The sequence below is a fragment of the Blastococcus sp. PRF04-17 genome, assembly GCF_023016265.1.
Classification (GTDB): Bacteria; Actinomycetota; Actinomycetes; order Mycobacteriales; family Geodermatophilaceae; genus Blastococcus_B.
On record NZ_CP095412.1, the window covers coordinates 954,030 to 980,388 of the forward strand.

Consider the following 26,359-nt stretch of genomic DNA (forward strand, 5'->3'; position numbering starts at 1 on the left):
GTGGAGTGCCAGGGGCGCGCTTTCCGCGCCGTGGCACTCCACTCAGCCCTGGGCGAGCTGCGTCGCGTAGAGGCAGATCGCGGCGGCGGCGGCCAGGTTGAGGCTCTCGGCCCGGCCGCGCATCGGGATGCGGACCCGCGCGTCAGCCCGGGCGGCCAGGTCGCGCGGCACGCCGCGCGCCTCGTTGCCGAACAGCCAGACCACGGGGCCGGCGAGCACGTCGCCGATGGCGTCGAGCGCCACCTCTCCCCCGCCGTCGGCGGCCAGCACGGTCACGCCGGCGGCCTGCAGCGCCGGGACGACGTCCTCGAGGGGTGCACCGCGGACGACGTCGACGTGGAAGACGCTGCCGGCGCTCGCCCGTACCGCCTTGCCGCCGTAGGGGTCGGCCGACCCGGCGCCGAACACCACGGCGCCCGCACCGCACGCATCCGCCGTCCGCAGGATCGTGCCGGCGTTGCCGGGGTCGGCCAGTTCGGCGAGCGCGACGCTCAGCCGCGGCGGCCGCCGCGTCAGGTGTTCGAGGCCGACGTCGCGCATGGAGCAGACCGCGACCAGCCCCTGCGGTGTCACCGTCTCCGACAGCGCGGCGGCCGCCTTCTCGGTGACCAGGCGCACCGGGACGGCGACCTCGCCGAGCAGCGCGCGGTGCGTGTCGGCGGCGGCCTCGGTGGCGAAGACCTCGCGGACGCCGTCGGGATCGGCGAGGGCCTCGACGACCGCCTGCCGTCCCTCGGCCAGGAAGAGGCCGGCGGCGTCGCGGCCGAAGCGGCGGGTGAGCTTGCGTGCGGCGACGATGCGGGCCGACCGCTCGGTCAGCAGCTCGGACACGGCACCTCCTGCAGAGACACCGACGCCGCCGGCGCCGACCCCGGAGGGCCGATCACCGGCGGCGTCGTCGAATGCGTCAGGCGGCCTGGGCGCCCGTCGCCTCGGGGTTCGCGGCGAGCGCGGCCCGGGACGACTCGACCAGCGCGGCGAAGGCGGCCGGCTCGTTGACGGCCAGCTCGGCCAGGACACGACGGTCCAGCTCGATGCCGGCCAGCTTCAGGCCCTGCATGAACCGGTTGTAGGTCATGTCGTTGAGACGGGCCGCGGCGTTGATCCGGGTGATCCACAGCTTGCGGAAGTCCCCCTTGCGCGCCTTGCGGTCGCGGTAGGAGTACGTCGCGGAGTGGAGGATCTGCTCCTTGGCCTTGCGGTACAGGCGCGAACGCTGACCGCGGTAGCCGCTGGCGGCCTCGAGGGTCGTCCGGCGCTTCTTCTGGGCGTTGACCGCCCGCTTCACGCGTGCCACGTGAGAGCTCCTGTCTTCTCGTTACGGGAGGGCGGTCAGAGACCGAGCAGCTTCTTCATGCGGGGGGCGTCGGCCGGGGACAGCACCCCGATGCCCTTGACCCGGCGCTTGCGGGACGAGGACTTCACCTCGAACTTGTGCTGGTTGTTGGTGTGCTCGCGCACGAGCTTCCCGGAACCCGTCACGCGCACCCGCTTGGCGGTGCCCTTGTGGGTCTTCTGCTTCGGCATGTCCTCGTCCTGTTCGTCTCTGGGTGGTTCTTCGGCCCTCCTGCAGGGCCCCGTCACGGGCTCGTGGGTGGCGGAGGGCAGGAGGGTCCGTTCAGGCGCTGGGCGCCTGCTGCTCGGCCGCCTGCTCCTTCGCCCGCCGGCCGCCCTGCTGTGCCTGGGCGCCCTTGTGCGGGGCGATCACCATGACCATGTTCCGGCCGTCCTGCTTCGGATTGGACTCGACGACGCCGAGCTCGCTGACGTCGCCGGCCAGCCGCTGGAGCAGTCGGTAGCCCATCTCGGGCCGCGACTGCTCGCGACCGCGGAACATCACGGTGATCTTGACCTTGTCGCCCTGCCTCAGGAAGCGTTCGACATGGCCCTTCTTGGTCTCGTAGTCGTGCGGGTCGATCTTCAGGCGCAGCCGCATCTCCTTGATGACGGTGAGCGCCTGGTTCCGCCGGGCCTCGCGGGCCTTCTGGGCGGACTCGTACTTGAACTTTCCGTAGTCCATGAGCTTGCAGACCGGCGGCCGGGCCATGGGAGCGACCTCGACGAGGTCGAGCTCCGAGTCCTGGGCCAGTCGCAGTGCTTCGCCGATCGACACGATGCCGACCTGCTCGCCCTCGGGGCCGACCAGGCGGACCTCGGGGACGCGGATACGGTCGTTGATGCGGGGCTCGGTGATGGCCTCTCCTCTGCTGTTGCCTGTGAGGAGTCGCCCGTCCCGGAGCCCGGAGAGAACGAAGGCCCCGCGAGCGGCTGCTCGCGGGGCCCACTCTCCGGCACGGCACACGTCGCAGGACGCGTGCGCGACGCGAGATCCGACGGTGCCGGCTCTCGCGATCCGGGGACCCGGTCGCCTGGACGGCGTCGGGTGGGAGCGGGCTCCTCTTGGATCAGCGACCCGGGGGCCGCTGGTGGTTCGCGCGCCTCGTGTAGCGGGGGAGGCGCGCCCACCCTACAGCGTCGGGAGGGAGCGAGTCATTCCCGGTGGTCAGTACAGCAGCGGTGGCGGCTTCGGGTCGTTCGCGCGGGCCGCCGCGTGCAGCGCTCGGAGCCCTTCCACCGCGGCCACCGCACGCTCGTGGTCCACGGCCTGGATCGCGAGCAGCGACACCTCGTCCCCGTTCTCGAGGACCAGCGACGCCCAGGGCGACTTGCGCTCGAAGGCCACAGCGCGCACCGACGACCACGGCAGCGCCTGCCCGAGCGCGATGTTGCGGAACCGGACCCCCTCGGCGTCGGCGTCGACCCGCGAGCGGCCCAGCGCGACGATGCCCGCAGCCAGGACCAGGCCGATGCCCACCATGGCGAACTGGTCGACGGTGCCGTAGCTGACGACGGTGTTCGTCGTCCCCGGCAGGGTTGCGGCGACCCACACCATCACGGCCACCACGACGACGGCGAGGGCGGCGCAGACCTGGCGCATGCGCCGCGGGACGGCGGCCACGCGGGACGGCGCGGGACGTTCGGTCACGCTCCCCATGGTGGCAGCCCCCGGGGGCGACGTCCGCCGCGGCTGGCACAGTCGGCGCCGTGGACGTCACCGGGACCGCGCAGCACGCCGCGTGGCAGGAGCGCTCCCTGCCCCCGGTCGAGCAGCTCCGGGCCGACCTGTGGTCGATCCCCGTGCCCATCCCGCACAACCCGTTGCGGTACGTCAGCGTCTACGCGTTCGCGCTGGCAGGCGGCGGCCTCGGGCTGCTGGACACCGGCTGGGAGAGCCAGCAGAGCTGGACGGCGCTGACCGACGGCCTGGTGTCGATCGGGGGCGGCATCGAGGACGTGCGTGGCGTGCTCGTGACGCACATGCACTTCGACCACCTCGGCCTGGCGGCGCGGATCAGGGAGGTCAGTGGCGCGTGGGTGGCGATGCACCCCGCGGACGCTGCGACGGTCGGCCACTGGTCCGAGCGGGGCGCCGCCGGCATGGCCGCCGCGGAGGTCTGGTTCCTGGTGGGCCTGGGGGCCGATCCCGCGGATGCCGCGGACGACGTGGGCCCGGCCGAACGGCTGGAGGCATTCACCGCCATGGCGATGCCGGACCGGCTGCTCGAGCACGGGGAGCACGGCGACTTCCCCGGATGGCGGATGCGCGCCGTCCACACCCCCGGCCACACCCCCGGCCACCTCTGCTTCGCCGAGGAGAACAGCCGGCTGTTCTTCTCCGGGGACCACGTGCTGCCGCGGATCAGCCCGAACGTCTCGACGACCCACTCGGGCAGCCTCGATCCGCTGCGGGACTATCTCGCATCGCTCGACGCCGTCCGGGACCTGGACGCCGACGAGGTGCTGCCGGCCCACGAGTGGCGGTTCCGCGGGCTGGCCGACCGCGTCGACTCCCTGACCGCGCACCACGAGCGGCGGCTGACCGAGCTCCTCGCCGCCGTCCGGGACAACCCGCACTCGACGCCGTGGCAGCTGGCCGCCCACCTGACCTGGTCGCGCCCGTGGGAGCAGTACGAGCGGCGGATGCGCATCTTCGCGGTGACCGAGACCGACGCCCACCTCCGCCTGCTGGCCAGCCGGGGGCTGGTCGCGGGCAGCGACGGACCGGTGCCGACGTGGACCCTGGCCCTCCGCTGACGTTCGCCGGGCTGGCGCAGCGCATCCTCGCGTCGCCGCCGCGCCTCGGCCGGACGCGACTGGTGTGCATCGACGGGCCGGCCGGGTCCGGGAAGACGACGCTCGCCGGGCGGCTCGCGCAGGCGCTGCACCCGGACGCCGTCGTCGTCCACTTCGACGACCTGTACGCCGGCTGGACCCTGACCGGCGCCGCCGCGCGCCTGCAGGCCGGTGTCCTGCGGCCGGTGTCCGAGGGGCGTCCCGGCGCCTTCCACCGGTACGACTGGACGGTGCCCGGCTTCACCCCCGAGCCGACCCCCGTTCCGGCCCGCGCGGTGCTCGTCGTCGAGGGCTGCGGGAGCAGCCCCCGGGTCCTGGACGCGTGGACGACGCTGCGCATCTGGGTGGAGGCGCCCCCCGCCCTCCGGATCGCCCGCGGCCTGGCTCGCGACGGCATCGGGCTGGAAGCCGAGTGGCTGCGGTGGCAACGCACCGAGGCGACGGAATTCACACGCGAGCGCACGCGTGAGCGCGCCGACCTGCACGTCGACGGCTCGAGGGAGGGCCAGGAGGGCCCGGGCCGGCTCACGGTGCTGCGGCCCGACACATGGGCGCAACACGCAGCACGCACCATTCAGGGGTGACCGAGACGGCGTCGACCGACGCGCTTCCGCTGGCCGGCTACACGGTCGCGGTCACCGCCGCCCGCCGCAAGGAGGAGCTCGGCGCGCTCCTCGACCGCCGGGGCGCCCGTGTCGTCTACGCCCCGGCCATCCGGATCGTCCCGCTCTCGGACGACGCCGACCTGGTCGCCGCGACGCGCAAGGTGCTCGACGAGCCTGTGGACCTCGTCATCGCCACCACCGGCGTCGGCTTCCGCGGCTGGCTGGAGGCCGCCGACGCCTGGGACCTGCCGCTGGTGGAGCACCTCCGCCCGGCGCGGGTGCTGGCCCGCGGGCCGAAGGCGCGCGGCGCCATCCGCGGCGGCGGGCTGGTCGACGCCTGGTCACCGGAGTCCGAGTCGTCGGCGGAGGTCCTCCAACACCTCCTGTCCGGTGCCGAGGGGCCGCTCGAGGGACGGCGGATCGCCGTCCAGCTGCACGGCGACCCCCTGCCCGACCTGGTCTCGGGCCTGCGGGACGCGGGCGCCGATGTGCTCACCGTGCCGGTGTACCGGTGGGTCCTGCCCGAGGACGTCGCCCCCGTCCGCCGCCTGGTGAGCAGCGTGCTGGCCGGCGCCGTCGACGCGGTGACGTTCACCAGCGCGCCGGCCGCCGCCAGCCTGCTCAGCGTGGCCGCCGACATGGGCCTGCGCGACGACCTGATCACCGCGCTCAACGACCGGGTGCTCGCCATCGCTGTCGGCCCGGTCACCGCCGGCCCGCTGGACGCGGCCGGCGTGCCCAGTCGCCAGCCCGAGCGGGCCCGTCTCGGAGCCCTGGCCCGTGAGGTCGTCGCCCGGCTGCCCGAGCGAGACCCGGTGCTGGCGGTCGGCGACCACACGCTGCAGGTCCGCGGCCACGCGGCTGTGCTCGACGGCCGGGTGATCGAGCTGGCGCCGGGCCCGATGGCGGTGCTCCGCGAGCTGGCCCTCGATCCGGGCCGCGTCGTCCCCCGCCCGGAGCTGGTGTGCTCCCTGCCGGGCGGCGGTGACGGTCACGCACTGGAGATGGCGGTGACGCGCCTGCGTGCCGCGCTCGGCGCGCCGGTCGTCGAGACCGTCGTCAAGCGCGGCTACCGCCTCAAGACCTGAGGTCGCGCCGCATCAGCACGCGCGGGAAGCCGTTGGTCACCGACTGGGTATCGGCCGCCTTCACGAAGCCGGCCCGCTCGAACAGCTTCACGGTGCCGACGTAGGCCATCGTCAGGTCGACCTTCTCGCCGGCGTTGTCGACGGGATACCCCTCGATGGCCGGTGCGCCATGCACTCGGGCGAACTCCACCGCGCCGTCGACCAGGTGGTGGGCGATGCCCCGGCCACGATGCCCGGGCCGCACCCGGACGCACCACAGGGACCACACGTCCAGGTCGTCGACGTGCGGGATCTTGCGGTTGGTGGCGAACGTCGTGTCGGCGCGCGGATGGACCCCGGCCCACCCGACCACCTCGTCGCCGTCGTAGGCGAGCACCCCCGGCGGCGGGTCCTCGGCCACCAGTCGCCGCACCCGTTCCCCGCGGGCGGGCCCCTGGAGCGCGAGATTCTCCTTCGAGGGGATCCGGTAGCTCAGGCACCAGCAGACGTTCGCGTCGGGCCGCTTCGGACCGACCATCGTCGCGACGTCGTCGAAGCTGCTGGCCGGCCGGACCTCGATCGCCATGCCGCCATCGTGGCAGGACCCACCGACACCCAAGCCCCACCGTGATCATCGGCAGTTGGCTGCCCGCGCCGGCGCGTCGAGCAGCCACTCGCCGATGATCGACGGCGAGGTCACACCGAGTGGAGGGCCTTCGGCCGGAGGTAGACCGTCCAGGTCACCGCGACGCAGACCAGGTAGAAGGCGATGAACACGAGGTAGGCCGAGTCGCCGGTGCCCGTTGTCATGAACGACTGCCGGAATGCCAGGTTGACCAGGACGCCGCCGAAAGCGCCGACCGCACCGGCGATGCCGATCAGCGCCCCGGACATGCGCAGGGCCCTGCGCTCGGCCGCCGCCGGGTCGCCGCCGCCGGCCACCGTCTGCAGTGCCTGGGACCGGAAGATCGCCGGGATCATCTTGTAGGTCGACCCGTTGCCGACGCCGCTGAGCGCGAACAGCGTCACGAAGCCGACGACGAACAGCGGCAGCGACTCGAGCTGGCTCGCCGTCCAGACGATCGACGCGCCCACCGCCATGGCGACGAAGTTCCAACAGGTGATGCGCGCACCCCCGAACCGGTCGGCGAGCGATCCGCCGACCGGCCGGATCAGCGAGCCGAGGAGCGGCCCGAGCCAGGTGAGCGCGGCGGCGGCCAGCGGGGTCCCGAAGGACTCGGTGAACTGGTTCTGCAGCACCTGGCCGAAGGCGAACCCGAACCCGATGAACGAGCCGAACGTGCCGATGTAGAGGAACGACATGATCCAGGTGTGCGGCTCCCGGCTCGCCGCGCGCATGGCCTTCGGCTGGTTCCGCGCCGTCGTCAGGTTGTCCATCAGCACCGCGGCCCCGACGGCCGCCACCACGATCAGCGGGATGTAGGCCAGCAGGATCACCCGCGGGTGCTCCACCCCCACCGTGGCCAGGACCAGCAGGCCGACCAGCTGGACGACGGGGACGCCGAGGTTGCCGCCGCCGGCATTGAGGCCGAGCGCCCACCCCTTGAGCCGGTCCGGGTAGAAGGCGTTGATGTTCGCCATCGAGCTGGCGAAGTTGCCGCCGCCGACGCCGGCCAGGCACGACACCACGAGCAGCGTCGTGAAGGAGACGCCCGGCTGCAGGACGATCGCCGTGGCGACGGTCGGCACGAGCAGCATCGCGGCGCTGAAGATCGTCCAGTTCCGGCCGCCGAAGGTCGCCACCGCGAAGGTGTAGGGCAGCCGCACCAAGGCCCCGAGGGCGGTCGGCAGCGTGGTGAGCAGGAACTTGCCGGCGGGGTCGATGCCGAACACGGGCTCTGGCAGGAACAGCACGAGCACCGACCACAGGCTCCAGATCGAGAAGCCGACGTGCTCGGAGAAGATCGAGAAGAACAGGTTGCGGCGGGCCACCTTCTTGCCGGTGGCCTCCCAGAACTGCGGGTCCTCGGGGCGCCAGTCGTCGATCCAACGCCCTCCCCGTGGAGTCGGCGCACCGGGCGGTGCACTGGTGGTCTGGGGAGCGCGGGTGGGGGCGGCCATGACGAGGACGGTCGCAACCACCGGTTACCCGGACGTCGCCCCGCCGGAGAACCTGTGTTCCGTTTCCCTCACCGCTGCTGACCCCCTGTGGTGAGGGAACGGGCCGCCGGTGTGCAGGTCCGCGGCCGGACCGACGAAGATCCTCGTGTGAGTGCATCCGACGAGACAGCGAGCGGCCGCGCGCTGATCGAGGCCGGCAGCCCGGTGGCCGGATCGATGAGCCGTGCCGCCGCGACCGTCGTGTTCGAGCCGGGCGCGGCCGTCGTCCAGGTCGACGATCGGTTCGGGGGCGCCCTGCGCACGGTGGCGAGCGAGTCCGCGGCGATCGCGGTTCCGCGGGAGCGGGTGCGTGCGGGGGCGGCCCTGGCCTTCGCCGTCGAGTACGCCGCGACGATCCACCGCACCGGCCGCACGGCGCGGACCGACGGCTTCTTCGGCGAGCGGCTCGGGCGGCGCCCCGTGGCCGAGGACCTCGCCGAGGCCGTCGTCGGCGCCGCCCGCCGCTCCGCCGACGAGCGCCGGGTGCGCCACCTGGGTTACCTGCTGGCCGAGGCCACCCACTCCCCCGACCTCGACGTGGACCTCGTGGACGCCGCCCTGCGCCTGGTCGAGACGCTGACCTGGCGGCAGCTGGCGCTGCTGGCCGGGGTGGGCCGCCGGGACCGCATCCCCCTGCCCATGACGCCGCTCGAGGACGACCCCCGCCCCTGGACGGCGTGGGGCGCCCGCGAGGACGTCGCCGAGTTGCAGCGCTGCGGGCTGCTCGCTCCTCCTCCGGCGACCCCGCGCCCGGGCGCGACGCTGCCACGGCTGCGCGCCGCGGACCTGCGGCTCACCCGCCGGGGCGTGCTCGTGCACCGGCTGCTCGTGCTCGACCTGCTGCACGAGGACGCAGTCGTCGCCGCGCTCACGGATCTGGGGCTTCCCCGCTCGTGATCCCGCGCGTCGCGAATCGTTACCGATTCGTGGCCGACGAACGTGTCCCGTTCCGCCCCTCGGCGCGTCTTACAGGATGAGGCCAGCGAGGGGAGCCCGCGTGCGCGACAGGCCGTCGGACGGGAAGCCGCCGGACACCGCGTCGGTGATCGCCGCCCGCCAGCTGGCGGAGGAGGCGCACCGGCGGCGGCTGCTGTCCGACCTGCGCCGGCGCCGCCGTCGTCCGCTCGTCGTCCCGCCGCTCCCGGCGGCGCGTGCTGCCGCCGACGATCACCCGACGAGGAGGTAGCCGTCGGGCTCACCGACGGGATCAAGGCCGCGCCGACACCACTCCGGTGGCCGCAGGCTAGGACGCCCTCGCCCACTGCAGTGCCGCCTCGAGGCTCTGCAGGAACTTGTCGTTGGCGCGTTGGGCCGCGTACTTGTAGCCCACCGCATCCCCGCGGTCCCGGCTTTCCAGCACTCGTTCGAACTCGTCGATCAGCCGCTCGAAGGTCTGCACGAGGTTGTGGTGGTAGTCGAGCACGTCACGGTCGGTCAGAGTCGGCGTGATGCCTTCGAGCTTCCCGACGATCCGCATGAGGCGCGGCTTGACCTCGCGACGGAACTCCATCACGTCGATCTGGCCGGTGTTCTCGAGCATGTCGCGGGTGCGGGTCAACTCCGCCAGCCCTTCGGCCAGCAGGGCGGACGTCTGGTCTCCGTACGAGGTCCGGGCTTCGGCCTGCTGGGCCGACAGTCGCTGAGCCTCCGCGGTATCCCTGGCGCGGGCGACGGTGAGACCACCCGCGACCAGCGCCCCGCCGACCATCAGTGCCTTCTGACCGAGTTGATGGCGCTTGGCCGCGCGTCCCGCTCGAGCTGCGATGCGCTTGGCCTGCCCCAGCGCGCCCCGCGGCGCCACCGACGTGGTGGGACCACCGATGGCGGACAAGAGCCTCCGCAGCTCCTCGTCGTAGTCCTGGTGGAGCCTGATGGTCTGCTTTCCGGAGATCGCCAGTTCGATGCCGGCAGGCAGCTCGGGCATCGGCTCCAGTTCCACCGGGATGATGCGCTTGTCCGCTGACTGGGCGACCGCCAGCTCGGCGACGACCCACTTCGGTTGCGCGGTCACGTTGCTGGAGAGGAACACGAGGACGACGTCCTGCCGCCTGATCCCGTCCGCGATGCTCTGCTGCCACAAGGACCCACCGGCGATGTTCGTCTTGTCGACCCACACGTCGAAGCCGCGGTGCTGGAGTTCGTCGATGACCTCGGCTGCGGCCTTCTCGTCCTTCCTGGAGTACGAGATGAACAGCCGGGGCAGATCGGCGCGCGGCTCGGGCGGGGTGTGGGCGAGCGCCGCCCGGGTCCGCCGCTTGAGTTCCCCCAGGTCGAGCTGGAGGATCTTCTTGGGCTGTTCCTCGACCGGTTCCCGCGCCGACGCTGCGGACGTGACCGCCGCCACGACCGCGTCGAGGTCGTGGCGATCGATCTGGGTCCAGCCCCCGTCCACCTCCCATGCTCGGACGGCCGGCGGCAGGGCATCGTCGGCGGCGTCGGTGAGACCGACTACCCGGGCGTGCACCCGTCGTGCCGTGCCGATCATCGTCGCCACGTCGGTCTGCGTCCGACCGTCGACCTCCGAAGACACCAGCAGCAAGAGGAGGTCGTCCTCGTCGACCGCACACGGTGAGCCGTTGCTCGCCCGGACGCTGTGACCGGCGGCGACGAGGCCGGCCCGGACGTCGCGGAACCTGCCGTCCACAGTCGTGTCAGCGAGGACGATGTTCATCGTGGACCACCTTGATGACAGGTGATGCCGGCCGGTCGAAGCCCGTACGGCCGCGCCAGTGAGGGTCTGGCGACGGTACCGAGGGGCCATGCGGCCCGTGTAGAGCCGTAATGCCCTGGCGACGGAGAGCGACGGCTACGCCTCGGTCACACTTCGACGACGAGGTAGCCGTCGCGCTCGCGTACCGGGTACGTCCGGATGGGCGTCTCCCCGCTGGTCGACGAGCCGTCGGACCACCGGTACGCGTAGAGGTGCAGTGGGCAGACCAGCACGTTCACGTCGGTCTGGCCGTCGGCCAGGGGCCCGCCGGCGTGCGGGCAGGCCGCCTGGGTCGCGTGCAGCGAGCCGTCGCGCAGCCGGAACACCGCCACCTGCGTGTCGCCGGCGACGAACGCCCGCCCCTCCCCCGGCGGCACCTCGTCCACCGGGCCGACGACGTGCGCCCTCGGCCCGGTCGTGACGGCGGGGGCAGCAGTGACGTCGGTGAGGCTCATCGGACAGGCACCTTCGGCAGCGGGATCAGGGGAAGCGACGAGCGGAACTGGCCGGGCGTCGCGGGCTGCTCGCGGTCCTGACCCCACGGGTCGGTGTAGGCGTCGATCGACCGCTGCATGCCGGCGTCGAGGTCTGCGCAGATGCCGTCGCTGTCCTCCAGGAGCACCTGCTTGATCTTCTCCAGGCCGACGCGGGGCACGAAGTCGTACGTGCGCTCCAGCCAGTTGGCGTTCTCGCGGTAGTACTGCATGAACCGGCCCGCGAGGGTGAGCACGGCCTCGGGTGAGTCCACGGTGGCCAGCAGGTCGCCCTTCCGGACGCTGGCCCCGGCGGCGCCGCCGACGTAGACCTCCCACTTGCCGTTGCCGATGGCCACGACGCCGACGTCCTTGACGTAGGCCTCGGCGCAGTTCCGCGGACAGCCGACGACGGCGAGCTTCATCTTCGCCGGGCTCTCGATGCCCTGGAACCGGGTCTCGAGGTCGATGCCCAGCTGGGTGGAGTCGCCGAGCCCGAAGCGGCAGAAGTCGCTTCCCACGCACGTCTTCACGGTCCGGAAGCTCTTGCCGTACGCGTAGCCGCTGGGCATGCCGAGGTCGGCCCACATCGCCGGCAGGTCCTCCTTGCGGACCCCGAGCAGGTCGATCCGCTGGCCCCCGGTCACCTTGACCATCGGCACCTCGTACTTCTCGGCCACGTCAGCGATCCTCCGCAGCTGGGTCGGGGTGGTGACGCCGCCCTTCATCTGGGGGACGACGGAGAACGTGCCGTCGCGCTGGATGTTGGCGTGGACGCGGTCGTTGATGAACTCGCCGTCCTTCTCGGGAACGAAGTCGTGGCCCCACATCATCTTGAGCAGCGAGGTCAGGCCCATCTTCGACTTCGCGTCGTCCTGGCCGCCCGGCGCCAGCGTCGCGAACACCGCCGACACGCTGCGCAGGTCGTGCTCGCGGATGGCGCGCATGAGTTCCGGCTTCGGCATCGGCACGCCGGGCACGTAGTACGACGCGGCCGGGTCCTCGGCGACCTCGCCGTCGGCGGCCCACTCCACGATCTGCTTGACCAGGCTCTTGCACGAACCGCAGCCCTTGCCGGCGCGGGTGCGGTCCATGACCGCCCCGACGCTGCCGCAGCCGTCGGCCACCGCGCCGCAGATCGCGCCCTTGGTGACGCCGTTGCAGTTGCACACCTGCGAGTCCTGCGGCATCTCCGCAACCCCGACGTCCTCTGCGCCGTCGGAGAGATCGACCAGCAGCCGGATCCGCTCCTCGGGCAGCGGCGCACCGCGGTCGAAGGCCTGGGTCAGGAAGGCGACCTTGCGGGTGTCGCCGAGCAGCGTCGCGCCGATCAGCTTGTCGTCGCGGATCACCACCGACAGGTGCACGCCGCGCTTGGGCTCGGAGACGACCAGGAACTCGTCGTCGTCCCGCTCGGGGGTGTTGACGCCCATGACGGCGACGTCGACGCCCGCGACCTTGAGCTTCGTCGCCGTCCGGCTGCCGTGGTACTCGGCGTCGGGGTCGGCACCGGTGAGGACGTCGGCCAGCACCGTGGCGTGCTCCCACGCCGGGGCGACCAGGCCGTAGACCTCGCCGCGGTGCTGCGCGCACTCGCCGATCGCGTAGACGTCGGGGTCGTCGGTGCGCAGCTGGTCGTCGACGACGATGCCGCGCTCGACCTCCAGGCCCGAGCGGACGGCGATGTCGGTGTTGGGCCGGACGCCGGCGGCGACGACGAGCAGGTCGGCGTCGATCCGCCGTCCGTCTGCCAGACCCACGCCCTCGACGTGCCCGTCGCCGAACACCTCGGTGGCGAAGACGTCGAGGTGCACCGTGATGCCGAGCGACTCGACGCTCTTCTTGAGGATCGCGCCCGCCTCGGCGTCGAGCTGCATGTTCATGAGGTGGGGCGCGGCGTGCACGAGCTCGACGTGCAGGCCGTGCCCCTGCAGGGCGCGGGCGGCCTCCAGGCCGAGCAGGCCACCGCCCATGACGACCGCGCGCGTGCACCGGCCGACCGCGTCGAGCATCGCGCGCGTCTCGTCGATGGTGCGGAAGCCGTACACGCCGGGCTTCAGCTCCCCGTCGTCCCCGCGTACCCCGGCCATCGGCGGGACGAACGAGTAGCTGCCAGTCGCCAGCACCAGGTGGTCGAACGGTGTCGCGCTGCCGTCGGCCGCGTGGACGACCTTGGCGGCGGTGTCGATCCGCTCGGCCCGGACGCCGGCCCGCAGGGTGACGCCGTTGTCGGCGTACCAGTCGTGGCTGTTGAGGACGATGTCCTCCTCGTGCTCCTCGCCGGCCAGCACCGGCGACAGCATGATCCGGTTGTAGTTCCCGTGCGGTTCGTCCCCGAGGACGGTGATGCGGAACTGGTCGGCACCGCCGCGCTCGAGCACCTCCTCGACGAGGCGGGCGCCGGCCATTCCGTTGCCCACGACGACCAGGCGCGCGCGGGTGTCGAGGTCGTCCTCGTCGAGGTGGATCGACGTCAGGCCGCCGGGGCGGCCGCCGAGAATCGCTGTCATCAGACCTCCACCAGGCCCAGGTCGACCACGAGCTCGCCGGCGACGCCCTCAGGCGCCGCGGCGTGCAGCTCGACGACCGTGCCGCCGGGCAGGTCCTCGACCACCCGGAGCGGCACGTGCACGTCACCCTTCGCCCCGATGGGGAACCAGCGCATCGGCTCGCCGTCGCGCACCAGCAGCACGTAGACCAGCTCCCCGGTCGAGTTCCCGCCGCGGAAGTACAGCGCCTGGGCCGACTGGCCGTTCGGCACCGTGTAGCGGAGTGCTGGGTCGCCCGGCCCGGGCTTGGCCAGGCCCTCGCCGGTGATCGGGAAGACGCCTTGCAGGAAGCGGGGAGTGCTCTTCACGCGGGTGCTCCTTGTCCGGGACGGGTGCCGCGGCTCGGGGGTGGTCGGGTGCTCGTGGGGGCTCGGCTTCGGCTGGGTGGCGGCCGCGGGCGGCGGGATCTCCTCCGCCGGGCCGTCGACGCGGGCGACGGCGACCGCGCAGGTCTTGAAGGCGGGCATCCGGCTGGTGGGGTCCAGCGCGGGGTCGGTCAGCGCGTTGGCGCTGGAGCCGCCGCCCCAGTGGAACGGGGCGAAGACCACGTCCGGCCGGATGGTGTCGGTGACGTGCGCGTGGAACCGGGCCCGACCGCGGCGGGTGGTCAGCTCGACGACGTCGTCGGGCCCGATGCCCAGCCGCCGGGCCAGGTCGGGATGCAGCTCGGCTCGGGCCGTCGGGGCGATCAGGCTCAGGCTGCGGGTGCGGCGGGTCTGGGTGCCCGACTGGTACTGGGCGAGCACCCGGCCGGTGGTGAGCACGAACGGGTAGTACGCGTCCGGCGGCTCGGAGGCGTCGACGTGGTCCACGCGGAGGAACCGGGCGCGGCCGTCGGAGGTGGCGAACCGTTCGGCGAACAGCCGCGGCGTGCCGGGGTGGGTGTGGGACGGGCAGGGCCAGAAGACGCCCTGCTCGTCGTCGATCCGCCGGTAGCTGATGCCGGAGTAGTCGGCGACGCCACCGGCACTGGCGCGACGCAGCTCCTCGAACACCGTCTCGGGATCCCCGCTGAACAGGTGGCCGGCACCGAGGCGATCGGCCAGCGTCGCCAGCAGCTGGAGGTCGTCCGGGACGCCGGACGGCGGGTCGAGCGACTTCCGGCGCCGGATCACCCGGCCCTCGACGTTGGTCATCGTCCCGTCCTCCTCGGCCCACATGGCGCTGGGCAGGACGACGTCGGCGAGCTCGGCGGTCTCGGAGAGGAAGAAGTCGCTGACCGCGAGGAAGTCCAGATCCCCCAACCGGCTGATCACCCGTCGCGCGTCCGGCGCCGACACCGCGACGTTGCTCGCCAGCACCAGCAGCGTGCGCACCCCGCCCTCGGTGCCGAGCGCATCGAGCAGCTCGAACGCGGACGCGCCGGGCATCGGCAGGTCGTGCGGGTCGACGCCCCAGACGGCGGCGACGTGCGCGCGCGCGGCAGGGTCCTTCAGCGACCGGTAGCCGGGCAGCTGGTCGGCCTTCTGTCCGTGCTCCCGTCCGCCCTGCCCGTTCCCCTGGCCGGTGACGGTGCCCCAGCCGCTGCCCGGCCGGCCGGGCAGGCCGAGGGCGAGGGCGAGGTTGATCCATGCCTGCGCGGTGTCGGTGCCGCTGCGGTGCTGCTCGGCGCCGCGGGCGGTGAGGACGATCGCCTTCTCGGCCCGGGCCAGCGCGAAGACGGTGCGCCGCTGGTCGGCGACGGGCACGCCGGTGAGCCGCTCGACGCGGTCCGGCCAGTACGAGGCGACGCCGGCCCGGACGTCGTCGAAGCCGGTGGTGCGCGCGGCCACGTACTCCCCGTCGACCAACCCCTCGGCGATCGCGATGTGCAGCAGGCCGTTGGCCAGCGCGAGGTCGGTGCCCGGCAGCGGCTGCAGGTGCAGCTCGGCGTTCTTGGCGGTGTTGGTCCTTCTCGGGTCGACCACGAAGTGCTTCGCGCCGCGGGCGCGGCCCTCGTCGAAGTACTGCATCGCCGGCGGCATGGTGTCGGCCGGGTTGCTGCCCACCAGCACGACGACGTCGGCCTCGGCGATGTCGCGGAGCGGGAACGGCAGGCCGCGATCCAGGCCGAACGCCCGGTTGGCCGCGCCGGCCGCAGACGACATGCAGAACCGGCCGTTGTAGTCGATGGCGCTGGTGCGAAGGGCGATGCGGGCGAACTTGCCGAACTGGTAGGCCTGCTCGTTGGTCAGCGACCCGCCGCCGAAGCAGCCGACGGCGTCGCGCCCGTGGCGGGCCTGCGTGGCGCCGATCGCCTCCACCAGCCGGCCGAGGGCGTCGTCCCAGGTCGACTCGACCAGCGGGCTGGTGCGATCGCCCGGCGTGGCCCGGATCAGCGGCCGGAGCAGCCGCTCGGGGTGGTCGAGCAGCTCGGTCGACGACCAGCCCTTCGAGCACAGCCCGCCCCGGTTGGTCGGGAAGTCAGCGGGCACCAGCGTGGCCGGCCGGTCGCCCGCCGTGACTCTCATGCCGCACTGCAGCGAGCAGTACGGGCAGTGGGTGAGCGTGGTCCGCGCCGTCCCCGGCCCGCGGCCGGCGGACTGCGGGGCGGCGGCGGTCATGGAACGAGGGTCTGTCCCGGGCGTTACCCGTCGGCCACACGGGCGTCAACGCTGCGTTCCGTCGTCCTCACCCCCGGCGTGGGCTGACTGTGCGGCCGCGGACGACCAGAACCGCGGTTTAGGCCCCCTCCAGACGGGGCCGAAACCGCGGTTTCGCCCCCGGTGGTCGAATGGAGGACGTGACCGCCCGCCGTCCCACCGTCCAGCGGATCGACGACCCGGACGAGGAGGGCCCCGACGTCCGGCTCGCCGAGCAGCGCGACGTGCCGCGGATCGCCGCGACACTGACCGTCGCGCTCGCCGACTCCCGCTGGACCCGGTGGGCGCTGCCCGACGACGGCCGGATGCAGCGCCTGACCAGGCTGCACGAGCTGGACGCGGGGCACCGCGGAGTCGCCACGCGCTCCGCGTGGGTGACCGACGACGTCGACGCGGTCGCCGTCTGGGAGCCACCGGACGGTGCGGCGGACAGCCCGCCGCTGCCGGCCGACGTCGGCGCCGCTCTCCGCCGGGAGCTGCCGTACCTGGCGGCGGACCGCTGGCGTGCAGTGCGCGACACCGCCGCCCTCGTCGCCGCCGCCCGTCCGGCCGGGCCGCACTGGTGGCTCGCCCACCTCGGCGTGCGGCCGTCCGCCCGGCGGCAGGGGCGGGCGGCCGCCGTCCTGGCACCGGTCCTCGTCCGCTGCGACGCCGAGGCGACCGTCGCCGCCGCGTCGGCCTTCTCGTGGGCCAACGTCCGATTCCTGCGGGGCTTCGGTTTCGAGGTCGCCGAGACGACGCGGACGGCGGACGACGAGCTCCCGCTGTGGGTGCTGGTGCGGCAGCCCCTCCACCGCTGAGAATCTGCGACCCTGCGCTGTCGATCCGGGCCGGAGCCGTTCGTACAGGGGGTGAGCATCCGGCAGGAGGCCGGAGCCGATCCGAGGAGGACGACATGCCCCAGTACCTGCTCAACATCATCCAGCCGGTGGGCGAAGTGCCCCCGCCCGAGGACCTGGAGCCGGTGATGCGGGAGCTCGCGGCGCTGAACGAGGAGATGCGCGCCGCCGGTGCCTGGGTGTTCGCCGCCGCGCTGCACCCGCCGGAGTCCTCGACCGTCGTCCGGGCCGACGGGAACGGCGTCCTCATCACCGACGGCCCCTACGCGGAGAGCAAGGAGTTCATCGGCGGTTTCGACGTGATCGAGGCCCGGGACCTCGACGACGCCCTCCGCTGGGCCGGCAAGCTGGCCGGCATCCTCGGTGGCCTGCCGGTCGAGGTGCGGCCCGTCATGCAGTCGTTCTGACCACGTGAACGGGGACGTCGAGCAGGTCTTCCGCGAGAACTACGGCCGCGCCGTCGCCGTCCTCGTCCGCCTCCTCGGCGACATCGACGCCGCCGAGGAGGCGGTCCAGGACGCGTTCCTGACCGCCGTCCAGCGGTGGCCGGCCGACGGGATACCGCCCAGCCCCGCCGGCTGGATCGTGACCACGGCTCGGAACCGGGCCATCGACCGGCTGCGCCGCGAGGCATCCCGGACCGACCGGTACGTGCAGGCCGCTCGGCTCACCGCCGAGCCGGAACGGGAGGAGGCGGGTCCCGTGACCGACGACCGGCTCCGGCTGATCTTCACCTGCTGCCACCCCGCACTTGCCGTGCCCGCTCAGGTGGCGCTGACCCTGCGGCTGCTCGGCGGGCTGACCACGGCGGAGATCGCCGCGGCGTTCCTGGTCCCGGAGCCGACGATGGCCCAGCGGCTGGTGCGGGCGAAGAGCAAGATCCGGGACGCCCGCATCCCCTATCGCGTGCCCACCGAGGCCGAGCTGCCCGACCGGCTGCGCGCCGTCCTCGTGGTCGTCTACCTCGTCTTCACCGAGGGACACGACGCGAGCTCCGGCGATCGGCTGGTCCGGGACGACCTGTGCGCCGAGGCGATCCGGCTCGGCCGGGTGCTCGCCGAGCTCATGCCCGACGAGCCCGAGGTCACCGGCCTGCTGGCCCTCATGCTGCTCACGCATTCGCGCCGGGCGGCGCGCACCGCCCCCGACGGCGGGCTCGTGCTGCTGGCCGACCAGGACCGTGCGCGGTGGGACCGGGACCTGATCGCCGAGGGCCAGGAGCTGGTGCGCCGCTGCCTGCGCCGCGACCAGCCGGGGCCGTACCAGGTGCAGGCGGCGATCAACGCCGTCCACAGCGCTGCCCCGACGGCGGCGGACACCGACTGGCCCCAGATCGTCGCCCTCTACGACCTGCTGGTCGCGCTGGCACCCAGCCCCGTGGCGGCGCTCAACCGCGCGGTGGCCGTGGCCGAGGTCGCCGGTCCCGAGGCGGGGCTGTCGCTGGTCGACGCGCTCGACCTGGGCCGGCACCGCTCGTTCCACGCCGTCCGTGCCGACCTGCTGCGCCGGCTCGGCCGCACGACCGAGGCGCGGCAGGCGTACGTGGCCGCCCTGGAGCGCACCGGCAACGAGTCCGAGCGGGCGTTCCTGCGGCGTCGCCTCGGCCGGCTCGGCTAGTCGGTCCCGGACTCCATCGCCGCGCGGTCCAGCAGCTCCTCGTCGGCGGAGACCTCGCCGCGCGAGGCGATCACCTCCGCGCCGCCCTCGGGCATCGCGCCGATCAGGCCGGTCGCGGCCGCCCCGACGCTGCCGCAGCCGTCGGCCACCGCGCCGCCGACCATGCCCAGGGCGGCGTACTGCTCCAGCTTGGCGCGCGAGTCGGCGATGTCGAGGTTGCGCATGGTGAGCTGACCGATGCGGTCGACCGGCCCGAACGCCGAGTCCTCCGTCCGCTCCATGGACAGCTTGTCGGGGTGGTAGCTGAAGGCCGGGCCGGCCGTGTCGAGGATCGAGTAGTCCTCACCGCGACGGAGCCGGAGCGTCACCTCACCCGTGACCGCCATCCCGACCCAGCGCTGCAGCGACTCCCGCAGCATCAGCGCCTGGGGGTCCAGCCAGCGGCCCTCGTACATCAGCCGCCCGAGCCGCCGACCCTCGCTGTGGTACGTGGCGACGGTGTCCTCGTTGTGGATCGCGTTGACCAGCCGCTCGTAGGCGATGTGCAGCAGCGCCATGCCCGGGGCCTCGTAGATGCCCCGGCTCTTGGCCTCGATGATGCGGTTCTCGATCTGGTCGGACATGCCCAGGCCGTGCCGCCCGCCGACCGCGTTGGCCTCCAGGACCAGCTCGACGGCGGAGGGGAACTCCTTGCCGTTGATCGTGACCGGCCGGCCCTGGGCGAACCCGATGGTCACGTCCTCGGTGGGGATTTCGATGCTCGGGTCCCAGAACTTCACGCCCATGATCGGCTCGACGGTCTCGATGCCGGTGTTGAGGTGCTCGAGGGTCTTCGCCTCGTGCGTGGCGCCCCAGATGTTGGCGTCGGTGGAGTACGCCTTCTCGGTGCTGTCCCGGTAGGGCAGTCCGTGGGCGACCAGCCACTCCGACATCTCCTTGCGCCCGCCGAGCTCGGTGACGAAGTCGGCGTCGAGCCAGGGCTTGTAGATCCGCAGCGAGGGGTTGGCCAGCAGCCCGTACCGGTAGAAGCGCTCGATGTCGTTGCCCTTGAAGGTGGAGCCGTCACCCCAGATCTGGACGTCGTCCTCGAGCATGGCCCGCACCAGCAGCGTGCCGGTGACCGCGCGGCCGAGCGGGGTGGTGTTGAAGTAGCTGCGACCGCCGGAGCGGACGTGGAACGCCCCGCAGGTCAGGGCGGCGAGCCCCTCCTCCACCAGTGCCGCCCGTGCATCGACCAGCCGCGCGATCGCGGCGCCGTAGGCGGCCGCCCGCCCCGGGACCGAATCGATGTCGGGCTCGTCGTACTGACCGATGTTCGCGGTGTAGGTGCACGGCACCGCGCCCTTGTCGCGCATCCACGCGACCGCCACGGAGGTGTCGAGACCACCGGAGAAAGCGATGCCGACGCGTTCGCCGACCGGGAGGGAGGTGAGCACCTTGGACACGTGAACGAGTATGCACGATTATGCATGACCATGCACGACCGAGGTCCTCAATCCCAGGAGCGGCGCTGCCTCTTGAGCCGCCCGCGCTGCTTCTTGGCCTCGATACGGCGCTCCTGCGACCCCTTCGTCGGTTTCGTCCGCCGCCGGGCGGGAGGCGGCGGTGCGAGGGCGGCACGCAGCACGGCGGCGAGCCGCTCCCGTGCGGCCTGCCGGTTGCGCAGCTGCTGCCGGTGCTCGCTCGCCGCAACGGTGAGCACCCCGTCGACGAGCCGGTCGCCCAGCCGCGCGGCGAGCCGCTGCCGCTGGTGCTCGCTCAGGCCGGGCAGCTCGAGCGGAGTGACGAACAGCTCGACCCGCGAGTCCGCCGTGTTCACGCCCTGCCCCCCGGGGCCGGACGAGCGGGAGAACCGCCAGCCGAGGGCTCCCGCGGGGACGACGAGGGAACCGATGACCGGGAGGTCACCGCTGGCGTCGTCGGGCCCGGCCACCGCTCCAGTCTGACGGAACTGAGTGGCGGGGCGCGGAGAGCGCGCCCCTGCTACCCCGCTCGGGTGGGCACGGGGTCCGCGCCGCCGGCCGCGCCGGGTCGGCAGCGGACCAACCGCCGGACCGTCAACCACGACCCGCGGGCGGCGCCGTGCCGGTGCAGGGCCTCGACGGCGTAGTTCGAGCAGGTGGGCGTGAACCGGCAGCACGGTGGCCGGGTCGGGCTGATCTCGCGCTGGTAGATCCGGACGACGGCGACCATCCGGTCGGCGAGCCTCGTGCCCCGCTCTCCCGTGCCCTTCGTGCGCACCCGGCGGAGGGTCGCAGGAGCGAGCAGGAACGAGTCCGTGCCGCAGCCGATGAAGTTGGCCAGGCAGCACCCGGTGTTGAGCAGCAGCAGGTCCCGTAGGCAGCTGTCGTTGCGGCGGCCGTACCCGTACTCGTAGGGCGGGCCGTAGCCGGCGCCGTAGTGCGGGCCGTACCCGGGCCTGTAGCCCCGGCGCGGAGGGCGGCGGCGGCGCGGACCCCAGCCGCTGCTCCAGATGAAGACCATGGGTTCGGCAGTACCGCGGGAGGATCGCAGGCATGCGTTCCCTCGGCGATGCGTTGCTCACCGGTCCGGTCGTCCTCGACGGCGGCCTCTCGACCGAGCTCGAGGCACGCGGGCACGACGTCGGCTCGGCGCTGTGGTCCGCGCGGCTGCTCAGGGACGACCCCGCAGCGATCCTCGCCGCGCACGCCGCGTTCGCCGCGGCCGGTGCACAGGTGGCGACGACGGCCAGCTACCAGGCGACGGTCGAGGGCTTCGGCGCGGCCGGCGTCGACGAGGCCGAGGCGCGCCGGCTCATCGCGTCGTCCGTCGCGCTGGCCCGCGAGGGACAGGGTGCGGGCTGGGTCGCCGGCTCGGTCGGCCCCTACGGCGCGATGCTCGCCGACGGATCGGAGTACACCGGCGCGTACGTGGCCGACGTCGGCGTCGGCGACCTGCGCGCCTTCCACCGCCCGCGCATGGCGCTGCTGGCCGACGCCGGCGCGGACGTGCTGGCGTGCGAGACGGTGCCCGCGGCGGCCGAGGCGGAGGCGCTGATCGCGGAGGCCGACGACCTCGGCGTCCCCGTCTGGCTGTCGCTGACCACCGTCGTCGACGCCGCCGGCCTCGCCCGCACCCGCCGGGGTGAGCTGGCGGCCGACGTCTTCGCCATGACCGTCGGAGTCGACGCCGTGGTCGCCGTCGGAGTGAACTGCACCGACCCGGCCGGCGTCCGGTCCGGGATCGCGGCCGCGGCGACCAGCGACAAACCCGTGGTCGTGTACCCGAACAGCGGCGAGCAGTGGGACCCCGCCGGGCGGCGCTGGACGGGCTCGCCGGGCATCTCGCCGGACCTCGTCCCCACGTGGGTGCTCGGGGGCGCCCGCCTGGTCGGCGGCTGCTGCCGCGTCCGCCCGGCCGACGTGTCCGCGATCGCGGCGATGATCAGGTGACCTGATCCGAAGGTGTCCTCCCTCACGGTGTGCGGTGAGGGAGGACACCCGATGATCAGGTCACCTGATCATGGCGCCCGGTCACAAAATGGGATTGCCGCCGGTGACCGCGACCCGGGCGCCGGAGACGTAGGACGCCTCGTCGCTGGCCAGCAGCACGTAGACCGGGGCCAGCTCTGCCGGCTGGCCGGGTCGCGCCAGAGGCACCTGCTGGCCGAAGCTCTCCACCTTCTCCTCCGGCATGGTGGCCGGGATGAGCGGCGTCCAGATCGGCCCGGGGGCGACGCTGTTGGCACGGATGCCCTTGTCCGCGTACATCTGCGCCATGCTCGCGGTGAAGTTCGCGATGCCAGCCTTGGTCATCGCGTACGGCGCGAGGTTCGGGCTGGGCATGTCCGAGTTGACCGACGACGAGTTGATGATCGAGCCGCCGGGCGGCATGTGCGGGATCGCGTCCTTGGTCAGGGTGAACATGGCGCTCAGGTTCACCGCGACGGTGTGGTCCCACTCCTCGTCGGAGACCTCCTCCAGCGTGTCGTGGCTCATCTGGTAGGCGGCGTTGTTGACCAGGATGTCCACCTTGCCGAACGCCTCGACCGCCTTCGGGATGATCGTCTTGCAGTGGGCGCGGTCGGAGATGTCGCCGGCGACGAGCACGCAGCGGCGCCCGGCCTCCTCCACGTACTTGGCCGTGTCCTGGGCGTCCTCGTGCTCGTTCAGGTACGAGATCAGGACGTCGGCACCCTCGCGCGCGAACGCGATCGCCACCGCGCGGCCGATGCCGCTGTCTCCGCCGGTGATCACGGCCGCCTTGCCCGTCAGCTTGCCCGAGCCGCGGTAGCTCTCCTCGCCGTGATCGGGCTTCGGGGTCATCTCACCCAGGACGCCGGGCGGCCGCTGCTGCTGAGCGGGCTGGGACTCGGGGCGCGGCTCGGACATGGAGCTCTCCTGCGGTATCGGGTTCCGGATCGATCCCGGCCTACCCCCGCTGTGCACGGCGGAACCGGACCGCCTGCTCGGGAAGCGGACAGCCGTCAGGCACGCTGTCGTCCACGATGACCGCTCCCCCGCTGCTCGACGACGCCGCCGACCTGAGGACCCTCCAGGCGAAGGGCGCCGATCCCGACGAGCTGTTCGCCTCCTTCGCCGAGTGGGCGGAGTCGAACGGCACCGTCCTCTACCCGGCGCAGGAGGAGGCGCTGATCGAACTGGTCAGCGGCAACAACGTCGTCCTCGCCACACCGACAGGTTCGGGAAAGTCGCTGGTCGCCACCGGGGGGCAGTACGCCGCGCTGGCGGCGGGCCGGCGCAGCTACTACACCGCGCCGATCAAGGCGCTGGTCAGCGAGAAGTTCTTCGCGCTCTGCGGCGTCTTCGGCGCGGCCAACGTCGGCATGCTCACCGGCGACGCGGCGGTGAACCGGGATGCCCCGATCATCGCCTGCACCGCCGAGGTGCTGGCCAACATCGCCCTCCGGGAAGGCGCGGACGCCGACATCGGCCTCGTGGTCATGGACGAGTTCCACTTCTACGGCGACCCCGACCGCGGGTGGGCCTGGCAGGTGCCGCTGCTCGAGCTGCCGAAGGCGCAGTTCCTGCTGATGAGCGCCACGCTCGGTGACGTCACGTTCCTGCGCGAGGACCTCACCCGCCGCACCGGCCGGCCCACCGCGCTCGTCGCGAACGCCGAGCGCCCGGTGCCGCTGCACCACTACTACGCGACGACGCCGATGCACGAGACGATCCAGGAGCTCCTGGACACCAAGCAGGCGCCGGTCTACGTCGTCCACTTCACCCAGGCCTCGGCCCTGGAGCGCGCGCAGGCGCTGATGAGCGTGAACGTCTGCGCCAAGGAGGAGAAGGCGGCGATCGCCGAGATGATCGGCGGCTTCCGGTTCAGCTCCGCCTTCGGGACGACGCTGTCACGGCTGGTCCGCCACGGCATCGGGGTCCACCACGCCGGGATGCTGCCCAAGTACCGGCGCCTGGTCGAACAGCTGGCCCAGGCCGGCCTGCTCAAGGTCATCTGCGGCACCGACACCCTGGGCGTGGGCATCAACGTGCCGATCCGCACCGTCGTCTTCTCGGCGCTGTCCAAGTACGACGGCACCCGCACCCGGCTGCTGCAGGTCCGCGAGTTCCACCAGATCGCCGGCCGGGCCGGGCGCGCCGGCTACGACACCGCCGGGACGGTCGTCGTGCAGGCGCCGGAGCACGAGGTGGAGAACCTCAAGCAGTTCGCGAAGGTCGCCGACGACCCGAAGAAGCGCCGCAAGCTCGTGCGCAAGAAGGCGCCCGAGGGCATGGTGCCGTGGAACGAGTCGACGATGAACCGGTTGATCGGGTCCGAGCCGGAGAAGCTGACCAGCCACATGCGCGTGACGACCGCGATGGTCCTCGACGTCGTCGACCGGCCCGGCGATCCGTTCGTCGCGATGCGCCGGCTGCTCACCGAGAACCACGAGCCGCGCACGAAGCAGCTGCGGCTGATCCGCGACGCGATCGGCATCGCGCGCTCGCTGCTGCAGGCCGGCGTCCTGGAGCGGCTCGACGTCCCGGACGCCGACGGGCGTCGGTACCGCCTGACCGTCGACCTGCCGCCGGACTTCGCCCTCAACCAGCCGCTGTCCACCTTCGCGCTCGCGGCGATCGAGCTGCTCGACCCGGCGTCGGAGACGTACGCGGTGGACGTCGTGAGCGTCATCGAGGCGACCCTCGACGACCCCCGGCAGATCCTCGCCGCGCAGCTGAACAAGGCGAAGGGCGAGGCCGTGGCCCAGATGAAGGCCGAGGGCATCGAGTACGACGAGCGGATGGAGCTGCTGGAGGAGATCAGCTACCCCAGGCCGCTCCAGGAGCTGCTCGGCCACGCCTACGACGTCTACCGGCAGACCAACCCCTGGGCCGCCGACGCGGCGCTGTCCCCGAAGTCCGTCGTCCGCGAGATGTGGGAGCGGGCGTTCACCTTCCGCGAGTTCGTCAACACCTACGGGCTGACCCGGGCCGAGGGCGCGGTGCTGCGCTACCTGTCCGACGCATTCAAGGCGCTGCGCTCCGGGGTCCCCGCGGCCGCCCGCACCGAAGAGGTCACCGACGTCGTCGAGTGGCTGGGCGAGCTGGTCCGGCAGGTCGACTCGTCGCTGCTCGACGAGTGGGAGGCGCTGACCAGTCCGGACGACGGCCCGGTCGCCGAGGTCGCCGTTCCGGCACGTCCCCGGCCGCTGACCGCCAACGAGCGGGCGTTCACCGCGATGGTGCGCAACGCGCTGTTCCGGCGGGTGGAGCTCTTCGCGCGCCGCCGCTGGTACGACCTGGGCGAGCTGGACTCGGCCTCGGGCTGGGACGCCGACCGCTGGGAGCCGGTCGTCCGGGCGTACTTCGAGGAGCACGCCGAGCTGGGCACCGGCGCCGACGCCCGCGGGCCCGCGCTGCTGATCGTCGACCGGACCGAGCCGCGGCTCTGGCGGGTGCGGCAGATCCTCGACGACCCGGCCGGCGACCACGACTGGGGCCTCGACGTCGAGGTGGACCTCGACGCCTCCGACGAGGAGGGGACCGCGGTGCTGCGCCTGGTCGACGCGGGCCGCAAGGACTAATTCGGACCGGCTGCGCCGGCCAGCGCCTCGAGGAGCTCGAGGCCGGTCGCCAGCATCCGACCGTCGACGTCGTAGTCGGGGTCGAAGGAGGCCAGGGTTGCCGACACCACGGGACGGCGCAGCGCCGCGAGCGCCAGCACCTCGAGCACGTCGGCCGCGGAGAGCCCGTCCGGGGCGGCGTAACCGTTGGCCGGGGCGATCGACGGATCGTGCACGTCCAGGTCGACGTGGAAGTGCAGCCCGTCCACCCGTTCCGCGAGCGCGTCCAGCGCCGCCGCCACCTCCCCCGGGCGCCGGAGCCGCGCCGGAGGCAGCCAGGTGAGGGCCGCGTCATCGAGCACCGCCGCCTGCTCGGGAGTCAGGTCCCGGGCGCCGACCAGCAGCACGTCCTCCTCGCGCAGCGGCGCGAACCCCGGGATCCGTGCGGTCGCCCGACGCCAGCAGCGGCCCACCGCCACCCATGCGGGCCTCCCGGTGGCCCGAGTCCCAGGGCGCCGCGAGCAGTCGGACCGCCGCGCGGCCGGGAGTCGCTGCCGCACGGCGTCGATCCCACCATCACGCGCCCGGGCCGGCCACGCGGTCGGGCATCGGTCCTGCTCAGGACGCGACCAGGCCGTTGGAGTGCGACACGCCGGAACGGGAGTCCTCGTTCC

At 72.9% G+C, this 26,359-nt stretch carries 26 protein-coding genes; 10 read left to right on the forward strand and 16 right to left on the reverse strand.

Going from position 1 to position 26,359, the window contains the following annotated elements:
• Positions 1–42 precede the first annotated feature (42 nt).
• From MVA48_RS04785 to MVA48_RS04805, 5 genes are all read right to left on the reverse strand, one after another.
• Positions 43–831: a TrmH family RNA methyltransferase gene (locus MVA48_RS04785; RefSeq protein ID WP_246986377.1), complete on the reverse strand. Its 789-nt coding sequence runs from the start codon at positions 829–831 to the stop codon at positions 43–45.
• A gap of 76 nt (positions 832–907) precedes the next feature.
• Complete coding sequence (gene rplT, locus MVA48_RS04790) at positions 908–1,297, reverse strand: 50S ribosomal protein L20 (RefSeq protein ID WP_246986379.1); 390 nt, start codon at positions 1,295–1,297, stop codon at positions 908–910.
• A gap of 35 nt (positions 1,298–1,332) precedes the next feature.
• A complete protein-coding gene (rpmI, locus tag MVA48_RS04795) occupies positions 1,333–1,527 on the reverse strand; it encodes a 50S ribosomal protein L35 (RefSeq protein WP_246986381.1) in 195 nt (64 codons plus the stop codon).
• A gap of 91 nt (positions 1,528–1,618) precedes the next feature.
• The gene (gene infC, locus MVA48_RS04800) at positions 1,619–2,194 is read right to left on the reverse strand and encodes a translation initiation factor IF-3 (protein WP_246989083.1); all 576 of its coding nucleotides are present in this window, start codon (positions 2,192–2,194) and stop codon (positions 1,619–1,621) included.
• Between the two features lie 309 nt (positions 2,195–2,503).
• Entirely contained in the window at positions 2,504–2,995 is a 492-nt protein-coding gene (locus MVA48_RS04805) for a PH domain-containing protein (RefSeq protein ID WP_371821195.1), read from the reverse strand.
• A 50-nt stretch (positions 2,996–3,045) separates the two neighbouring features.
• Between MVA48_RS04805 and MVA48_RS04810 the strand changes: the two genes are divergently transcribed.
• From MVA48_RS04810 to MVA48_RS04820, 3 genes are read left to right on the forward strand one after another with little or no spacing between them, the layout of a single operon-like run.
• Entirely contained in the window at positions 3,046–4,095 is a 1,050-nt protein-coding gene (locus MVA48_RS04810; RefSeq protein ID WP_246986385.1) for an MBL fold metallo-hydrolase, read from the forward strand.
• On the forward strand, positions 4,074–4,718 hold the full coding sequence (locus MVA48_RS04815; protein WP_246986387.1) for a uridine kinase family protein: 645 nt from the start codon (positions 4,074–4,076) through the stop codon (positions 4,716–4,718). Before MVA48_RS04810 ends, MVA48_RS04815 begins: the two co-directional genes overlap by 22 nt.
• Positions 4,715–5,827: a uroporphyrinogen-III synthase gene (locus tag MVA48_RS04820; protein WP_246986389.1), complete on the forward strand. Its 1,113-nt coding sequence runs from the start codon at positions 4,715–4,717 to the stop codon at positions 5,825–5,827. Before MVA48_RS04815 ends, MVA48_RS04820 begins: the two co-directional genes overlap by 4 nt.
• On the opposite strand, the gene MVA48_RS04825 is transcribed toward MVA48_RS04820, so the two are convergent.
• Positions 5,817–6,392: a GNAT family N-acetyltransferase gene (locus MVA48_RS04825; RefSeq protein WP_246986391.1), complete on the reverse strand. Its 576-nt coding sequence runs from the start codon at positions 6,390–6,392 to the stop codon at positions 5,817–5,819. The two genes, MVA48_RS04820 and MVA48_RS04825, sit on opposite strands and share 11 nt — an antisense overlap.
• Positions 6,393–6,502: 110 nt before the next feature.
• Entirely contained in the window at positions 6,503–7,888 is a 1,386-nt protein-coding gene (locus tag MVA48_RS04830; RefSeq protein ID WP_246986393.1) for an MFS transporter, read from the reverse strand.
• A gap of 147 nt (positions 7,889–8,035) precedes the next feature.
• On the opposite strand from MVA48_RS04830, the gene MVA48_RS04835 reads away from it, so the two are divergent.
• Together MVA48_RS04835 and MVA48_RS04840 are read left to right on the forward strand one after the other, a co-directional pair.
• Positions 8,036–8,824, forward strand: a complete 789-nt coding sequence (locus MVA48_RS04835) for a hypothetical protein (protein ID WP_246986394.1) — start codon at positions 8,036–8,038, stop codon at positions 8,822–8,824.
• A 100-nt stretch (positions 8,825–8,924) separates the two neighbouring features.
• A complete protein-coding gene (locus MVA48_RS04840; RefSeq protein ID WP_246986396.1) occupies positions 8,925–9,113 on the forward strand; it encodes a hypothetical protein in 189 nt (62 codons plus the stop codon).
• A gap of 57 nt (positions 9,114–9,170) precedes the next feature.
• On the opposite strand, the gene MVA48_RS04845 is transcribed toward MVA48_RS04840, so the two are convergent.
• The 4 genes from MVA48_RS04845 to MVA48_RS04860 form a co-directional block, all read right to left on the reverse strand.
• Complete coding sequence (locus MVA48_RS04845) at positions 9,171–10,598, reverse strand: toll/interleukin-1 receptor domain-containing protein (RefSeq protein ID WP_246986398.1); 1,428 nt, start codon at positions 10,596–10,598, stop codon at positions 9,171–9,173.
• Positions 10,599–10,744: 146 nt separating this feature from the next.
• Positions 10,745–11,092 (reverse strand): Rieske (2Fe-2S) protein, encoded by a 348-nt coding sequence (locus MVA48_RS04850; RefSeq protein WP_246986400.1) that lies wholly within the window; start codon positions 11,090–11,092, stop codon positions 10,745–10,747.
• Positions 11,089–13,620 (reverse strand): nitrite reductase large subunit NirB, encoded by a 2,532-nt coding sequence (nirB, locus tag MVA48_RS04855; protein WP_246986402.1) that lies wholly within the window; start codon positions 13,618–13,620, stop codon positions 11,089–11,091. The genes MVA48_RS04850 and nirB overlap by 4 nt, the downstream gene beginning before the upstream one ends.
• A complete protein-coding gene (locus tag MVA48_RS04860; RefSeq protein WP_246986404.1) occupies positions 13,620–16,202 on the reverse strand; it encodes a molybdopterin oxidoreductase family protein in 2,583 nt (860 codons plus the stop codon). The genes nirB and MVA48_RS04860 overlap by 1 nt, the downstream gene beginning before the upstream one ends.
• A gap of 179 nt (positions 16,203–16,381) precedes the next feature.
• On the opposite strand from MVA48_RS04860, the gene MVA48_RS04865 reads away from it, so the two are divergent.
• From MVA48_RS04865 to MVA48_RS04875, 3 genes are all read left to right on the forward strand, one after another.
• Positions 16,382–17,041, forward strand: coding sequence for an N-acetyltransferase (locus MVA48_RS04865; protein WP_246986406.1), 660 nt, complete (start codon positions 16,382–16,384; stop codon positions 17,039–17,041).
• 95 nt (positions 17,042–17,136) lie between these two features.
• The gene (locus MVA48_RS04870) at positions 17,137–17,487 is read left to right on the forward strand and encodes a YciI family protein (protein WP_246986408.1); all 351 of its coding nucleotides are present in this window, start codon (positions 17,137–17,139) and stop codon (positions 17,485–17,487) included.
• Positions 17,488–17,491: 4 nt separating this feature from the next.
• Positions 17,492–18,697, forward strand: coding sequence for an RNA polymerase sigma factor (locus tag MVA48_RS04875; protein WP_246986410.1), 1,206 nt, complete (start codon positions 17,492–17,494; stop codon positions 18,695–18,697).
• Here the strand turns inward: MVA48_RS04875 and argG are convergent.
• From argG to yidD, 3 genes are read right to left on the reverse strand one after another with little or no spacing between them, the layout of a single operon-like run.
• Positions 18,694–20,142, reverse strand: coding sequence for an argininosuccinate synthase (gene argG / locus MVA48_RS04880; RefSeq protein WP_246986412.1), 1,449 nt, complete (start codon positions 20,140–20,142; stop codon positions 18,694–18,696). The genes MVA48_RS04875 and argG overlap by 4 nt on opposite strands.
• Positions 20,143–20,189: 47 nt before the next feature.
• Complete coding sequence (gene arfB, locus MVA48_RS04885) at positions 20,190–20,630, reverse strand: alternative ribosome rescue aminoacyl-tRNA hydrolase ArfB (protein ID WP_246986414.1); 441 nt, start codon at positions 20,628–20,630, stop codon at positions 20,190–20,192.
• Positions 20,631–20,680: 50 nt separating this feature from the next.
• On the reverse strand, positions 20,681–21,181 hold the full coding sequence (gene yidD / locus MVA48_RS04890) for a membrane protein insertion efficiency factor YidD (RefSeq protein ID WP_246986416.1): 501 nt from the start codon (positions 21,179–21,181) through the stop codon (positions 20,681–20,683).
• 32 nt (positions 21,182–21,213) lie between these two features.
• Between yidD and mmuM the strand changes: the two genes are divergently transcribed.
• Complete coding sequence (mmuM, locus tag MVA48_RS04895) at positions 21,214–22,110, forward strand: homocysteine S-methyltransferase (RefSeq protein ID WP_246986418.1); 897 nt, start codon at positions 21,214–21,216, stop codon at positions 22,108–22,110.
• Positions 22,111–22,191: 81 nt separating this feature from the next.
• Here mmuM and MVA48_RS04900 read toward each other — a convergent pair whose 3' ends face one another.
• Complete coding sequence (locus tag MVA48_RS04900) at positions 22,192–23,049, reverse strand: glucose 1-dehydrogenase (RefSeq protein WP_246986420.1); 858 nt, start codon at positions 23,047–23,049, stop codon at positions 22,192–22,194.
• Positions 23,050–23,165: 116 nt separating this feature from the next.
• Between MVA48_RS04900 and MVA48_RS04905 the strand changes: the two genes are divergently transcribed.
• A complete protein-coding gene (locus MVA48_RS04905; RefSeq protein ID WP_246986422.1) occupies positions 23,166–25,706 on the forward strand; it encodes a DEAD/DEAH box helicase in 2,541 nt (846 codons plus the stop codon).
• On the opposite strand, the gene MVA48_RS04910 is transcribed toward MVA48_RS04905, so the two are convergent.
• Positions 25,703–26,164 carry an arginase family protein gene (locus tag MVA48_RS04910; RefSeq protein WP_246986424.1) on the reverse strand — a complete coding sequence of 154 codons (462 nt, stop codon included), beginning with the start codon at positions 26,162–26,164 and terminating at the stop codon, positions 25,703–25,705. The genes MVA48_RS04905 and MVA48_RS04910 overlap by 4 nt on opposite strands.
• Positions 26,165–26,359: the final 195 nt, after the last annotated feature.